The sequence below is a fragment of the Sphingomonas sp. PP-F2F-G114-C0414 genome, assembly GCF_003688595.1.
In the GTDB taxonomy this organism is placed as follows: Bacteria; Pseudomonadota; Alphaproteobacteria; order Sphingomonadales; family Sphingomonadaceae; genus Sphingomonas.
Genome location: NZ_RCWT01000011.1, coordinates 581,462 through 596,461 on the forward strand (window position 1 = coordinate 581,462; position 15,000 = coordinate 596,461).

Here is a 15,000-nt window from a genome sequence, read left to right on the forward strand (position 1 = left end):
CGGGACTACGGACTGGGGTCATAACATCTTCCACAAAACCGATTCGGTGTTGTTTATGGTTAAGCCCTAAATCCTAATCGGATGTTGCGGTGCGGCGCGCTTCACCGCTTAAACCGGTACGCGCGCCGCAAAGCGTCAGCCGAAGGCGTAAACCCCGCTGCTCGCCGAGGTCTGGACGAGCTTGTGCGCCGCCGCCCCGGTCAGCGTGATCGTCGCCCCCTGATCGTATTTCACGGTCAGGTCGCTGCCCGAAATCTCCATCATCGGCTGATACCCCGATTTGGCGAACGCCGAGAGATCGAGCAGGTCGTGACCCGCACCGAAGTCCGCGATCGTCGCCGAGGTACCGAGCGTGACGAGGAAGCGATCGTTGCCACCGCCGCCCGCGACGGTCGCACCGCTGCGGTCAACGAGCAGCAGTTCGTCCGCCACCGAGCCGGTGACCCCGCCCGCATCGCCGACCAGGATCGCGTCATAGCCACTTGCCGCGCTGCGGACATCGGCGATCGCATGGCCCGCAGTGGCGAAGCTCTCGGTCGTCGCGACACCCGCGGCGGTGGTCGTCGTGCGCCCGGTCATGACGCCCGCGGTATAGGTGCGGGCAATGCTGCCGCCGCCGGGGAGCTCGGTCTTGCTGGCGTAAAGCTGATCCTTCGCGGTATCGAAGTTCATCGTCGTACGCCCGGCTGCATCGGTCACGACCTTGCCCTGCTCGCGGCCGGCGACGTCGAAATATTGCTGCGTCTGCCCGGTCGCGTCGCTCACCTCGGCATAGGCGCGGCTGCCGTCGGCGCGGGTGCGATCGACCGAGATCGTCTTGCCGGTCGCATCGGTCTTGATCACGCCGACCGCATAGTCGGAGCCTGCGGGCATGTAGACGGTGTTGACCGCCGAGCCGTCCGGCGCCGTCACATAGCGGCGCGTGACTGCCCCCGACTGATCGTACAGCAGTGTCGTCCACTGCCCCGTCGCGGTGACGGTGACGTCCTTGGTGAGCAACCCGGCGGAGTCGAACCCGCGACTGTGCGTGATGCCCCCGCCCTGTTCGGTGCGGGTCAGCAAATTGCCGGTCGCCACGTCGTACTCGCTGGTCTGCGTCGTGTTCCCACTCACCGTCGCAGCCTGCGTCTTCCGCCCCTTCGCATCGTAATAGGTCAGCGTGCGGGTGCCGTCGGGATCGCGCGTTTCGGTGTAGTCGAGCGTGCCGTCGCCATGCGTGCGCACGACCGAAACGACCGCGCCCTTCGCATCGACCTGCTGCGTCTGCGTGACGTAGGATTTGCCGGTGAGGTTATACAGCGTGTTCTCGGCGGTGCCGTCGGCGCGTTCGACGAAGTTGCTCGTCTGCTTGCCGGCCGCGTCATACAGGGTCGTGCTCCAGGTGCCCGCCGCATCGACGACGACGGCCGTCGTGCGCAATCCCGCCGCGGTATAGGTATCCGCGGTGCGCGATCCGTCGGTGTTGTACGCCTCGACGATCCTGCCGCCTGCCGCGAGTTGCGTACGACGGCTTGCGAGTTTCCCGTCGGTGTAGAGCGAGGTCGCGACGTCGCCATTGACCAGCTGGCCGATATCGCGCGTGATCAGCCCGGTGGTCGCATCGAATTGTTGCGTATGCGTTTCGCCACCGACCGCGATCGTCACCGACTGAACGAGCTTGCCGGTCGCGTCGTAGGTCTGGAGCAGACGCGATCCGTCGGCGGCATTCGCCTCCTGATAAGCCGCACTACCATCGGCGTGGCTGCGCACCACCAGCGTGACCTTGCCCTTGGCGTCGAACACGCTGCGCTGGGTGGTCCAGGCCTGGCCGGCGATACCGAACAGCTGCGTTTCGCCGCTGCCGTCGGCGTTCTGGATATAGCGCCTCGACGCCGCACCCGTGGCGTCGAGTACCGTCGTGGTCCAGGTCCCGGCGGCATCGACCGTCACCTCGTTGGTCTTCTTGCCGGCGGCGTCGTAGGTCATCGTCGAACGGCTGCCGTCGGGCAGGACCGAGACGATCTGTGCGACGATCCCTGCCTTGAAGCTGGTCGTGACCGTCCCGCCGGCCGCCGACTGAAACACGCGAGACACCAATGTCGCGCTCGCCGGATCATAGGTCAGTATCGTCCGCGTACCGTCCTTGGTCACGTCGCCCGTCGCCGTCGTCTCGGTCTGGCGGCGGCCCTGCGAGTCGTACGCGGTCGTCACCCGGGACGTGCCCTGGACGATATCGGTCGACACCATCCGCCCACCGTCTGCGCTGCGGGTGAGCGACACCAGCTTGCCCGCCGCGTCGGCGACTTGGACTTCCGTGGTCCAGGCGAGCCCGGTCAGGCCGTAGGCGCGGGTTTCGCTGCTGCCGTCCGGATTGGCCAGATAGACCTTCGTGACCGCCCCCGTCGTCGCGTCGTACAGCGTCGTGGTCTTGGTACCGTCGGTGGCGGTCTGCACCTGCGAGAGCTTCGCGCCCGCGCTGTTATAAGTGTAGCTGACCTTGCCCTGATCGCTCGCGACCTCCTCGTTCGCCAGACCGCCGCCGCTGTAGGTCTGGTTGCTGATGATCGCGCCGTTGGCGGCCTGTTCGATGCGGCTCTTCAGTCCGCCGGTCGCCGTATCGTAGGTCGTGATCACCCGTGCGCCGCTGACCGCGGTGATGGTCTTGTTGAGCCTGTGCCCGGTGGCGTCATAGGCGATCGTCGTCCGGACGCCGTCGCTTGCGTACGAGTCGGTATAATCGGGCGTGCCGTCGGCATGGCTGCGCACGACCGACACGACCTTGCCCGCCTTGTCGGTGGTCTGCGTCTCGGTGACGTAGGATTTGCCGGTGACGTTGTAGCTGGTGACGATGCTGCGACCGTCGGCATATTGCACATAGGTGCGCTGCGGCTTGCCGGTCGTCGCGTCGAAGACCTGCGTGGTGTAGGTCTTGGCGGTGTCGACATCGACCTGCCGCGTCTTCATCCCGGTCGTGTCGAAGGTTTCCGCCGTGCGGCTGGCATCGGCGCGGACCAGCGTGCGATCCGACATCACGCCTGCGACATAGTTGATCGTCGTCGTCGCACCGGCCGACGTCTGCACGACGCTGGACGACAGCTTGGCCGTGGTCGCGTCGTAGGTGAGCGAGGTCATCGTGCCGTCCGCCGCATTCGTGACCTTGGTCAGCAACTGACCCTTGGGTCCGAAGCTGCTCGAAACCTTGCCGCCATCGGCCAGGACCTGCGCGGTGGTCACCAGCGTGCCGTCGGCGCGCGACCGTTCGACCAGAGTCACCACGCCCTTGGCGTTCATCACCTGATGCTCGGTTACATAGGCGAGACCGGTCAGATTATAGCCATAGCTCTCGCTGCTGCCGTCCGGGCGCTGGACGAACTTGCGCGCGACCGCGCCGTTCGCGTCATATTGCAACGTCGTCCACACATTGCCGGTGTCGACCTGCACTTCGCTGACCCGCGCGCCGTTGGCATCGAAGGTGTCGGTGATCCTGGCACCATTCGCCGCGATCGCCGTGTAGGTGGAGACGATCCCGTTCTTGTACACCGTCGCCGCACTGCTGCCGTCGATATTGGTGACGGTCATCGTCGTCGGCTTGCCGGTGGTGATGTCGTAGCTTGTGACCGTGCGACCGAGTTTCGGATCGTTGACGATCGTCGCCGACAGCTTGCCCGTGGTGAAGCTCTGATCGCTGACCACGCCGCCCGCGAATTCGGTGTGGATGTTCGAGACGACACCACCGACATAGCCGTAGTCGGCGGTCGAGACGAGGACGCCCTTCGCGTCGAACGACTGGTCTTCCTTCCAGCCATCGCCGGTCTGCGTCACCAGGAACGAATAGCCGCCCGACACCTTCGCGAGCGTGGAACCGTAGTTCGCGATCATGTACCGCATCGTCGATACCGATGCGACGCTCAGCACCGCGCTGTCGCTCAACGCGATCGTCTGCAGCCCGGTCGACGCCGCCAGCTTGTCGATCTGCGCGACGAGGCCATCGGCGGTCGTGCTCAACGTCGCCGGAACCGCCGTCGCCGTATCGGTATAGGCCGATTTCGACCCCACTTCGACGACCAGCGCATGATCGCCGACCGCCAGCGTAATCTGGCTGACGTTGGTATAGGTCGCGATCGGCGTGCTGCCCTTCAGCGGATCATAGACATAGACCGTCTTCTGCAGGCCACCGAGATCGATCGTCACGGTCTTCGCCGCCAGCGTCGTTTCGGACTGGGTCGCGGTGTTCCACAGATTGGCATCGCGCCACAGCAGGATGTCATAGGCGCCATTGGCCTTGGTCAGCGTCAGCGAATGGCCGTCCGCGGGCATGCCGCCCAGCGAATAGGCGGTCGCGGCAGACGCCGCCGTGCCGGTGCCGGCATCGACATAGGACAGCAGGCTGGTCAGGTTGTGGACCGCGGTCGCCGCCATCTTGGGCGTCCCGTCCGCATTGAACAGACCGAAGTGGAATTCCTTTTCCGCACCGCTCGGATCGAGGCTGCTGTCGAACAGTTCGTACAGGAACGTCTGACTCGATCCGTTCTCGAACGCGGTGAGCAGCGCATTGACCGTCAGCTTGGCCTGCGCGCTTTCGTTGACGCCGAGGCCGGGGTCGCTCGACAGCGTGGTATAGCCGGTTTCGGTGATGACCACCTTGTCGCCCTTCGACGCCGCGCCCGCGCGCGCCATCGACGCCTCCATCACCTTGTCGGAGGTGCTGCCCGACGCGGTATAGGCATGCGCGTTGGCGTAATCGGAATACGCGCCGAGATCGCCGATCGCCGCATAGGCCGACGGGCTTTCCAGCGCGACCGACAGGTTGATGACCGACACGCCGGACAGGCCGGTGCTGCCCTTGACCGCGGTATACAGCGCCTTCTGGTAATCGACCGCCGCCGCCAGCGAACCGCTGCCGTTATAGCTGAACGGCTGCGTGTTGACCTCGTTCAAGCCCTCGACCGCGACGATGCTGCCGGCATGCCGCGTCTGGAAATCCGCCAGCGTCGCAACATAGCTCGCCAACCCCGACGCGCCCGTCGCGGGCAGCGCCGACGACGTGACGAAGTCGAATTTGACGCCCGCCGCCGCCATCGCGTTAACGACGGCGTTACCGATCCCGGATCCGGGCAACGTGTCGCGCACGGTGCCAATGCCGAGATAATTCAGGCTGTTGATCGTCAAGCTCGCATTGCCGTACGCGTTGTTGGCGTTCCCGGAATGAGCGTTGACGCCCAGCGTGGACAGGAAGGATGTAGCGGAAGCGGGTGTGGTGGGCACGGTTTGCATCTCCATGACGTCACTCGTGCAATCGCAGAAAGTCCTGCAACCAACCCTAAGCAAGGCCGTTAAATTCCGATTAACCGTATTATATTTACAAAAACGTTTCGCGCTGCAGCGACGCGTCGAACAGCGCCATGCGGGCGACGGAACCCTGTGCGCCACTTGCCAAAATCGGCCAGACGCGGCACCAGCACTGTCTACACGCTGCCTTGCAGCATAGATTGCCCGCCCGCGCGCGGGCTTCGCAAGATGTGAGTAAACGACCATGCGGATCGCAGTAATCGGAACGGGATATGTCGGACTCGTGTCGGGGGCTTGCTTCGCCGACTTCGGTCATGACGTCATTTGCGTCGACAAGGACGAGAGCAAGATCGACGCATTGCACGCGGGTCGCATCCCGATCTTCGAGCCAGGCCTCCAGGCATTGGTCGAGACCAACGTCAAGGCGGGTCGCCTCGGCTTCACCACCGACCTGACCGAAGGCGTCAAGGGCGCCGAGGCGGTCTTCATCGCGGTCGGCACGCCCTCACGGCGCGGCGATGGTCATGCCGATCTTGGCTATGTCTTCGCCGCCGCCGCCGAAGTCGCCACCGCGGTGAGCGGCTTCACCGTCGTCATCACCAAGTCGACCGTCCCGGTCGGCACCGGCGACGAGGTCGAGCGGATCCTGCGCGAGAACAACCCGGACGCGGAATTCGCAGTGGTCTCGAACCCCGAATTCCTCCGCGAGGGCGCCGCTATCGACGACTTCAAACGCCCCGACCGAGTCGTCATCGGCGGCCATGACGAGCGTGCGATGGCCGTCATGCGCGAAATCTATCGCCCGCTCAGCCTCAACAGCTCGCCGGTGATCGAGATGTCGCGGCGCGGCGCCGAGCTGACCAAATATGCCGGCAACGCGTTCCTCGCGACCAAGATCACCTTCATCAACGAGATCGCGGACCTGTGCGAAAAGGTCGGCGCCGACGTCCAGGAGGTCGCGCGCGGCATCGGCCTGGACAAGCGGATCGGGTCGAAGTTCCTCAATGCGGGGCCGGGCTATGGCGGCTCGTGCTTCCCCAAGGACACGCTCGCCCTGCTCAAGACCAGCCAGGATTACGAAGCGCCGCAGCGGATCGTCGAGGCGGTGGTCGCGGTGAACGAGAACCGCAAGCGCGCGATGGGCCGCAAGGTCATCGCCGCGATGGGCGAGGACGTCCGCGGCAAGACCGTCGCGGTGCTCGGGTTGACGTTCAAGCCGAATACCGACGACATGCGCGACAGCCCCGCCATCGCGGTGATCCAGCTGCTCCAGGATGCCGGCGCGCGCGTCCAGGCCTATGACCCCGAGGGCATGGAACAGGCCGCCAAGCTGCTCCAGAACGTCGATTTCAAGACCGACACCTATGCGACGATCGAAGGCGCCGATGCGCTCGTGATCGTGACCGAATGGGACGCGTTCCGCGCGCTCGATCTGAAGCGGGTCAAGGCATTGCTGTCGGAGCCGATCCTGATCGATCTCCGCAACATCTATCCGCGCGAAGTCGTCGAGACCGCCGGCTTCAAATATATCGCGGTCGGTCGCTGATCGCTGCGACGACCCGGCCACGCACGTGGCCGGGTCGCGTTACCGCGAAGGGCCGCCGACGCCTGCCATCGCGAACTAGCGTGAAACCTGTTTAGGCTTGGCGCAAACGCGCATCGCGATTTGGCCGCTCGCACTGTCTCGCCGGTATTGCGGGGCCTTTCGCGTGCCCGGCACCGCGGATTTTGACCCAGATATCCTGCCGGTTTTTCCGCCCAAGAAACCGTCTTTTGCCCGTTCCGCGGGCGTGCCGAACTCGGGTGCAGCCGAGGCGCGACAACAATCGCGCGCCGTTACGGTTTTATGACTAAAAATATCTTGATGTTTGTCTCACAATAGAACATTTTTACCAAGACGGCGCTAATCGCCGCTGGAGAGAGATGATGGATTTGAGCTCGACCTGGGACGCGCGCAAGGCAAAGGGCGCTTTGGTACTATTGTCGATGTCGTCCGCCTGTTGGGCGATCGCGATCGGTTTCGTCGTACTTCATTGATCGATCCACGGATCCACGCCGAGTCGTTTCGGACCCGTGACAAACCGAATGTGATACACGGCCACCGGATCTGAGATTCGGCAGCGGTATTTTCGCGGATGGTCGTTTGCGATTGCGAATTGCCCACGCGGCGAGCCTGAACGCGTAGCAGCGCCCGTCCCTGCCCGCGCGGCGAGTGGTTCAACGTAACCAGCGCCAAAGCACGTCCGATAGATCCTCGCCGCGATCCGCCGGCCGATCTGACGCGTTATGCCCCGCCTCGACGCGTAGCGGATAATTCAAGCACCCGATGCTTCGCATGCGCCCAGCATGTCTGACCGATCGTCAGCGCTCGCTGTCGGCGGATACGACATCGTCCGCCCAAATATCGGCCAAGGAGCCCCCGCCCCGATCAGGAGTGCAGTGTCGCCGTGGACGGCACGGAGCTGTTCGCCGACCAGCCGCAAGCGAGATTCGCGACTGGGCAATCGAAACGCCCCCTCCCCACTCGCGCAGCAGACGGCAATCTACGATCGGCACCGGTAGCACACGACGATTTCAGAGGGATCGCTGGATGCCCCGTGAGGATTCGAACCTCAATAGGCGGTATCAGAAACCGCAGTCTTACCATTAGACGACGGGGCATCAGCGAGGGCGCGATCTAGGCGGGGGAGGTCAGGCTGTCAACGCCAAGATCGTAGGGATTCGCCACATCGCTTGCGTAATCGCTGCACCCCGCTACATTCGATGCCAAGCACCGGGCGGGTATTTTCCTGCGGCGGCAGATATAGATAGCGAGTTTTACGGCGATGGGGGATGTTTCCACCCGAATGCCGTTCCGGCAGGGGTCTCCTGCCCGTCCGGCGGCGACCCGGCCCGGTCGAGGGCGGTGGGCCGATGCGCAGGCGTTTGCCGCGCTGGATCTCGGCACCAACAATTGTCGATTGCTGATCGCGCGACCGCAGGCGGGCGGGTTCGCGGTGATCGATGCGTTCTCGCGAATCGTTCGGTTGGGCGAAGGTCTGGCGTCGACCGGCAAGCTGAGCGATGCGGCGATCGAGCGGACCATCTCGGCGTTGCGGGTATGCTCGGACAAGTTGCAGCGCCGCAACGTCACGCTGGCGCGGTCGGTCGCGACCGAGGCGTGTCGGCAGGCGTCTAACGGCCCCGACTTCATCGCCCGCGCGCTCGCCGAGACGGGGATCCATCTCGACATCATTTCCGCCGAGGAGGAGGCGCGGCTGGCCGTGCTCGGCTGCCATGCGCTGATCGAGCCTGGCGAGGATCCCGCGCTCGTGTTCGATATCGGCGGCGGGTCGACCGAACTCGTGCTGATCGATACCTCGACGCCGATCCCGACCGTGCTCGATTGGCATTCGGCGCCGTGGGGCGTGGTGTCGCTGACCGAGCATGCCGGTGGTGGCGAGGGGGAAGACGGTCGCCGTGCCGCCTATGCCCGGATGCGCAGCGTGGTCGCGGACAGTTTCGCGGGGTTCGCCAGTCGCCTGCCCCGGCACGTCGCGCGCCCCCGGCTGCTCGGCACCAGCGGCACGGTGACGACGCTTGGCAGCGTGCATCTCGGGCTCAGCCATTACGACCGCTCGGTGGTCGACGGGCTGATCGTGCCTGCCTCGGCGATGCGGAAGATCAGCGCCGACCTTTCCCACATGTCGATCACGGAGCGCGCCAAGCTGCCGTGCATCGGCAACGAGCGCGCCGACCTGGTGGTCGCGGGCTGTGCCATTCTGGAGACGATCATGGATTTGTGGCCCGCCGAACGGCTCGGCATCGCCGACCGCGGCATTCGCGAGGGCATCCTCCGCCGGCTGATGGGCGCGCCCAAACCGGGCAAGTCGGGAGTGGCGGCATGAGTCGCGGTGGTTCCGGCGGGCACGTCCGCGTCCTCACCGCGCGGAAGCGCACCGCGCAGTCGACGCGCTGGCTCGAGCGCCAGTTGAACGATCCGTATGTGAAGCGCGCGAAGGCCGACGGCTATCGTAGCCGAGCCGCGTACAAGCTGATCGAGCTCGACGAGCGATTCGAGTTGATCCGCGGGTCGAAGCGCGTCGTCGATCTCGGCCTCGCGCCGGGCGGCTGGGCGCAGGTGATTCGGCGGCGGATCCCCAAGGCGACGGTGGTCGGGATCGACCTGCTCCCGGTCGATCAGATCGAGGGCGTGACGATCTTCGAGATGGATTTCCTCGACGATGCGGCACCGGGCAAGCTGATCGAGGCCTTGGGCGGCGCGCCGGATCTGGTGCTGTCCGACATGGCGGCCAACACGGTCGGGCATCCGCAGACCGACGCGTTACGGACGATGGCCCTGGTCGAGACCGCGCTGCACTTTGCGTGCGAGGTGTTGGAGCCGGGTGGCACGTTCGTGTCGAAGGTGTTCGCGGGCGGTGCCGATTCGGAGCTGGTCGCGGAGATGAAGCGCAACTTCAAGACGGTGAAGCATGCCAAGCCACCGGCGAGTCGCAAGGGGTCGGTCGAGTGGTTCGTGGTCGCGCAGGGGTTTAAAGGCCGAGACCCGAAATAGCGCAGCTATTTTCGGATAAGTCGAAAGCCCGGCCAGCGTCGCACAGCGACGACTGACGACGTGGCTTTGCCACGGCGCGACCTGCTTCTCTCTATTAAGGCCGCCGGCAAAGCCGTCGTCGGATGGGTTCGCTGGTGCGACCCACCGACCGAGCCGGCGATTGCGCTTTGCGCATCGGCGGGGTCGTCGCCCCGCCTAACGCCGTCTATCGCTGGCTTAGCGCAACAATATGATCGAACACCGCCGGATGCAGCGGCTTGGCGAACGCGCAGCCATATTTGAACTTGTCGCGCCACGCCACGACCGCCTCCAGCGCGGCGAGTCCCGGTAGCGTCAGCCACACCACCGTTCCCGGCCAGAGCGTGAAGCTGGTTTCCGCGCGAAACCCCGAGAGCGACAGGTCGGTGACCTCGATCTCGAACCGTGTCTGACCACGATCGCGCAAATGCGCCCGCATCTTCACCGCTTTGCGGAGCGACTGACGGAGCTCTTCGCTGGTCAGATCGTGGGGCAATGGAGTCGCAGGCTGTGTCATGCGAGGATAATGCTCTGAAAAGGGTTACTTTTATGCAAACGTGGTCGCAGGCCGAACATATCTGCGTTTTGGCGATACTTCTCGGCAATCTTAGGACGTCACGATCGGAACGCGACATGAGGCTTGGGCTGTAGCTAGAGCTAACGCGGGAACGCTGGCACGCAAAAACTACCCAAAACTCAATGCGCTTGGTCAGCCAATTCGCACCTATTGCGAACGAGACGCAAGTGCATATGCCTTAAGGGTGGATTTGCAGCCCGCCCTGTGCTTTACGGCCAACCAATTCCCGAGTTTCCTAAAAATTGCGTGGAGCCTTCCCGATGAACATCCATGAATACCAGGCCAAGGAACTGCTGGCCAAGTTCGGCGTCCCCGTGCCTGCCGGTTTCGCGGCACTGACCGTCGAGGAGGCTGTCGAAGCCTCGAAGAAGCTTCCCGGACCGCTCTATGTCGTCAAGGCGCAGATCCATGCCGGCGGCCGCGGCAAGGGCAAGTTCGTCGAATTGGGCCCCGATGCCAAGGGCGGCGTCCGCCTCGCCAAGACCGAGGATGAGGTTCGCGCGGCCGCGACCGACATGCTCGGCAACACGCTCGTCACCATCCAGACGGGCGACGCGGGCAAGCAGGTCAACCGCTTGTACGTCACCGACGGCGTCGACATCGACAAGGAATTCTACCTCGCGCTGACGCTCAACCGCACCACCGGTCGGGTGATGATGGTCGTCTCGACCGAAGGCGGCATGGACATCGAGGCGGTCGCGCACGACACGCCCGAGAAGATCCAGTCGATCGACATCGACCAGGCGACCGGCTTCATGCCGCATCACGGCCGCGCCGTCGCTGCTGCGCTGAAGCTCACGGGCGATCTCGCCAAACAGGCCGCGAACACCGCGTCGAAGCTGTATGACGCGTTCATGGGCACCGATGCCGAGCAGATCGAGATCAACCCGCTCGCGGTCACCAACGACGGCAAGCTGATGGTGCTCGACGCGAAGGTCGCGTTCGACGGCAACGCGCTGTTCCGCCACAAGGACCTGCTCGAACTGCGCGACGAGACCGAGGAAGATCCCGCCGAGCTCGAGGCTTCGAAGTACGACCTCGCCTACATCAAGCTCGATGGCGACATCGGCTGCATGGTCAACGGCGCCGGCCTCGCGATGGCGACGATGGACATCATCAAGCTCAACGGCATGTTCCCGGCCAACTTCCTCGACGTCGGCGGTGGCGCCAACAAGGAGAAGGTGACGGCGGCGTTCAAGATCATCCTCGCGGATCCGAACGTGAAGGGCATCCTGGTCAACATCTTCGGCGGCATCATGAAGTGCGACATCATCGCCGACGGCATCGTCGCTGCGGCTAAGGAAGTGAACCTCTCGGTGCCGCTCGTCGTCCGCCTCGAGGGCACGAATGTCGAGAAGGGCAAGGAGATCCTTGCGAACTCCGGCCTCGCCATCGTCCCCGCAAACGACCTTGGCGATGCCGCCAAGAAGATCGTCGCAGAGGTGCAGAAGGTCGCGGCGTAACCGCTGTCGACCTCGCATACTGATTCTGCGAAAAGAGGGGCTCGGACGGAAACGTCCGGGCCCTTTTTCGTTGATGTCGGACACTGTTCGGCAGGTGGTCCGGTCGGCATCTCGTCGTGACGCTACGGCATCGTGATGTTTCCATACCGGACTTGCGAAAACGACGCGAAACCGCCATCTGTCCGGCCAACGCCGCCGGGTAACGCCGTCAGCGAACGAACTATATCCACCTTGGAAGGAACCCCGATGAAGGTGCTGGTGCCGGTCAAGCGCGTGCTTGACTACAACGTGAAGCCTCGCGTGAAGGCGGACGGAACGGGCGTCGATCTGGCGAACGTCAAGATGAGCATGAACCCGTTCGACGAGATCGCGGTCGAAGAAGCGATCCGCCTCAAGGACAAGGGCGTCACCGAGATCGTCGTCGTCTCGATCGGTGAACAGAAATCGCAGGAAACGCTGCGGACCGCGCTCGCCATGGGTGCCGACCGCGCGATCCTCGTCGTCAGCGAAACCAAAGTCGAGCCGCTGGGCGTCGCCAAGATCCTCGCCAAGATCGTCGAGGAAGAAAAGCCTGACCTCGTGATCCTCGGCAAGCAGGCGATCGACGACGACAACAACCAGACCGGGCAGATGCTCGCCGGGCTCCTGAACTGGGGCCAGGGCACGTTCGCGTCGAAGGTCGAGATCGCCGACGGTTCGGTCAACGTGACTCGCGAAGTCGATGGCGGCGCCGAGACGGATACGCTCAAGCTGCCCGCGATCATCACCACCGATCTTCGCCTCAACGAACCGCGCTACGCGTCGCTGCCGAACATCATGAAGGCGAAGTCGAAGCCGATGGCGCAGAAGACGCCGGCCGATTTCGGCGTCGACGTGACGCCGCGCCTGACCACGCTGAAAGTGGTCGAGCCCGCCAAGCGCTCGGCCGGGATCAAGGTCGCCGATGTCGACGCGCTGGTCGGCAAGCTCAAGGAAATGGGAGTCGCCAAGTGAAGACGCTCGTCTGGGTCGAACATGACGGTCAGGCCGTCAAGGATGCCACGCTGTCGGCGGTGACCGCCGCATCGCAGCTTGGCGAAGTCCATCTGCTGGTCGTCGGCCAGGGCGTCGACGGCGTCGCAGCCGAAGCCGCCAAGATCGCTGGCGTCGGCAAGGTGCACGTCGCCGACGACGCGGCGTTCGCGCATGCGCTCGCCGAGAACGTCGCGCCGCTGATCGTCGAGCTGATGACCAGCCACGACGCATTCGTCGCGCCGTCGACCACGCACGGCAAGAACATCGCGCCGCGCGTCGCAGCCTTGCTCGACGTCATGCAGATCAGCGACATATTGTCGGTGGAGAGCGAGGACACGTTCACCCGGCCGATCTACGCAGGCAACGCGATCGCGACCGTCCAGTCGACCGACGCGAAGAAGGTCATCACGGTGCGCGGCACGGCATTCGCCAAGGCCGCGACCGAGGGTGGCTCGGGCGAGATCGAAGCGGTCGCATCGACCGGCGACAAGGGTCTTTCGACCTTCGCCGGCTCGGAGATCGCCAAGAACGAGCGTCCCGAGCTGACCAGCGCGAAGATCATCGTCTCGGGCGGCCGCGCACTCGCCTCGAGCGACCAGTTCCATGCGATGATCGATCCGCTGGCGGACAAGCTCGGCGCCGGCGTCGGTGCCTCGCGCGCCGCGGTCGATGCAGGCTACGCCCCGAACGACTATCAGGTTGGCCAGACCGGCAAGATCGTCGCCCCGGAAGTCTACGTCGCGGTCGGTATCTCGGGGGCTATCCAGCATCTCGCGGGGATGAAGGACTCGAAGGTCATCATCGCGATCAACAAGGACGAGGACGCGCCGATCTTCCAGGTCGCGGACATCGGCTTGGTCGGCGATCTGTTCAAGATCGTGCCGGAATTGACGGCGAAGCTGTAGGCGAACGCCGCTGCGCAAGGCGGAGCCTCGCGCAACAGCAAGCCCGGCCGGCGGCGCTTCAGCGCCGACCGACGACGCGGGATTTACTCTCGCGGCGCGCGCCACGAACGGGCGGTGTGACTTAAGTCGCGCCGCCCGTTCTAGCATCTGCCGAACGCACAGGTCTGCCGACGCCGAACCGGTTTTGTTTCTAAACCGAGGTCTATTTCACCCGAAGTGACCACCTCCCCGGCGCAGGCCGGGGCCCAATTGGGAAACGGCGGTAACGACCGACGGTCCTTCGTTACATCGACCTTTCCAATTGGACCCCGGCCTGCGCCGGGGAGGTGCATCTATTGAAGCGGGATACCTACCGATTACGTTCGGAGTACCAAGATCGTTTTCGCGCTCTCACGCGCAGTTGCCGCCCACCGACCGCCTCCCCAATTACCCAGCATGTACGGCGTCCACTCGAACCCGCGCGACCGCCTGATATCTGCTGCGAGCGCCGCGCTACTTTGCGCCGTCATCGGCTACGCGCTTATCATCGGGCTCGGTGTCAGCATTCCTACCGCTATCCCCGACGCGCTGAAGACGTTCGCGGTTAGCCCGAAATCCCCTCCACCGCCGCGGCCCGAAAAGATCGTCCCCCGCCCCGCGAAAAGCCACCGTCCCGAAGGCGCGGCGTCCCCCGCGAACCTCCGCTCGAAGGCGACCGAACTCGTCGTCCCGAAGCCGATCGTCCCCCCGATCGTTCCACCGCCCCCGGTTATCGCCACACTGAGACCAGGCCCCGGCAACGACGCCACGACGGGCGCCGCGCCCGTCCCCGGACCCGGCACGGGCGCAGGCGGCGAGGGGAACGGTACCGGCAGCGGGCGCTCGGGAAATGGCGACGGCGACGGTGGCGACGAGACTCCACCCCGTCTTTTGAAAGGTCGCTTCAAGAACAAGGACTTCCCCAACGCCGAGGCGGTGATCGGCGCGGGCGGGGTCGTCGGCGTGCGCTACACGGTCGAGACCGACGGCAGCGTCACGCACTGCATGGTCACGCGCTCCAGCGGAAACGGGGTGCTCGATGCGACCACCTGCCGCCTCATCGAACTGCGCTTCCGCTACCGCCCCTGGCTCGACGCCACCGGTTGGCCGGTCCGTTCCACCGTCGTCCACAACCAGGAATGGGTGAACCAGCTCGACCCGCCAGCGCGCCGCCCCTGACGA

The 15,000-nt window shown here is 64.6% G+C and carries 9 protein-coding genes and 1 tRNA gene; 7 read left to right on the forward strand and 3 right to left on the reverse strand.

The genetic code is table 11. The features are described from left to right. Positions 1-135 precede the first annotated feature (135 nt). Positions 136-5,244: a hypothetical protein gene (locus C8J47_RS11780; protein ID WP_147454319.1), complete on the reverse strand. Its 5,109-nt coding sequence runs from the start codon at positions 5,242-5,244 to the stop codon at positions 136-138. A 268-nt stretch (positions 5,245-5,512) separates the two neighbouring features. Between C8J47_RS11780 and C8J47_RS11785 the strand changes: the two genes are divergently transcribed. Further along, positions 5,513-6,814, forward strand: coding sequence for a UDP-glucose/GDP-mannose dehydrogenase family protein (locus C8J47_RS11785; RefSeq protein ID WP_121885787.1), 1,302 nt, complete (start codon positions 5,513-5,515; stop codon positions 6,812-6,814). A gap of 1,041 nt (positions 6,815-7,855) precedes the next feature. Here C8J47_RS11785 and C8J47_RS11790 read toward each other — a convergent pair. Next, positions 7,856-7,929: transfer RNA gene (locus C8J47_RS11790), tRNA-Gln, on the reverse strand. A gap of 185 nt (positions 7,930-8,114) precedes the next feature. On the opposite strand from C8J47_RS11790, the gene C8J47_RS11795 reads away from it, so the two are divergent. Together C8J47_RS11795 and C8J47_RS11800 are read left to right on the forward strand one after the other, a co-directional pair. Continuing rightward, positions 8,115-9,155 (forward strand): Ppx/GppA phosphatase family protein, encoded by a 1,041-nt coding sequence (locus C8J47_RS11795; protein ID WP_121885788.1) that lies wholly within the window; start codon positions 8,115-8,117, stop codon positions 9,153-9,155. Continuing rightward, a complete protein-coding gene (locus tag C8J47_RS11800; protein WP_121885789.1) occupies positions 9,152-9,823 on the forward strand; it encodes an RlmE family RNA methyltransferase in 672 nt (223 codons plus the stop codon). The genes C8J47_RS11795 and C8J47_RS11800 overlap by 4 nt, the downstream gene beginning before the upstream one ends. A gap of 205 nt (positions 9,824-10,028) precedes the next feature. Here C8J47_RS11800 and C8J47_RS11805 read toward each other — a convergent pair whose 3' ends face one another. After that, positions 10,029-10,358 carry a PilZ domain-containing protein gene (locus C8J47_RS11805; RefSeq protein ID WP_056053983.1) on the reverse strand — a complete coding sequence of 110 codons (330 nt, stop codon included), beginning with the start codon at positions 10,356-10,358 and terminating at the stop codon, positions 10,029-10,031. A 320-nt stretch (positions 10,359-10,678) separates the two neighbouring features. Between C8J47_RS11805 and sucC the strand changes: the two genes are divergently transcribed. The 4 genes from sucC (at position 10,679) to C8J47_RS19735 (ending at position 14,997) form a co-directional block, all read left to right on the forward strand. Further along, positions 10,679-11,881, forward strand: coding sequence for an ADP-forming succinate--CoA ligase subunit beta (gene sucC, locus C8J47_RS11810; protein WP_056053980.1), 1,203 nt, complete (start codon positions 10,679-10,681; stop codon positions 11,879-11,881). Positions 11,882-12,127: 246 nt separating this feature from the next. Beyond that, on the forward strand, positions 12,128-12,874 hold the full coding sequence (locus C8J47_RS11815; protein ID WP_056064107.1) for an electron transfer flavoprotein subunit beta/FixA family protein: 747 nt from the start codon (positions 12,128-12,130) through the stop codon (positions 12,872-12,874). Then, entirely contained in the window at positions 12,871-13,800 is a 930-nt protein-coding gene (locus C8J47_RS11820) for an electron transfer flavoprotein subunit alpha/FixB family protein (protein ID WP_121885790.1), read from the forward strand. The genes C8J47_RS11815 and C8J47_RS11820 overlap by 4 nt, the downstream gene beginning before the upstream one ends. A gap of 435 nt (positions 13,801-14,235) precedes the next feature. Continuing rightward, positions 14,236-14,997 (forward strand): energy transducer TonB, encoded by a 762-nt coding sequence (locus C8J47_RS19735; protein ID WP_121885791.1) that lies wholly within the window; start codon positions 14,236-14,238, stop codon positions 14,995-14,997. Positions 14,998-15,000 lie beyond the last annotated feature (3 nt).

Coding starts and splice junctions, on each gene's coding strand:
- C8J47_RS11785 (WP_121885787.1), top strand. CDS start 5,513: ATGCGGATCGCAGTAATCGGAACGGGATATGTCGGACTCGTGTCGGGG.
- C8J47_RS11815 (WP_056064107.1), top strand. CDS start 12,128: ATGAAGGTGCTGGTGCCGGTCAAGCGCGTGCTTGACTACAACGTGAAG.
- C8J47_RS19735 (WP_121885791.1), top strand. CDS start 14,236: ATGTACGGCGTCCACTCGAACCCGCGCGACCGCCTGATATCTGCTGCG.
- sucC (WP_056053980.1), top strand. CDS start 10,679: ATGAACATCCATGAATACCAGGCCAAGGAACTGCTGGCCAAGTTCGGC.
- C8J47_RS11800 (WP_121885789.1), top strand. CDS start 9,152: ATGAGTCGCGGTGGTTCCGGCGGGCACGTCCGCGTCCTCACCGCGCGG.
- C8J47_RS11795 (WP_121885788.1), top strand. CDS start 8,115: ATGCCGTTCCGGCAGGGGTCTCCTGCCCGTCCGGCGGCGACCCGGCCC.
- C8J47_RS11805 (WP_056053983.1), bottom strand. CDS start 10,358: ATGACACAGCCTGCGACTCCATTGCCCCACGATCTGACCAGCGAAGAG.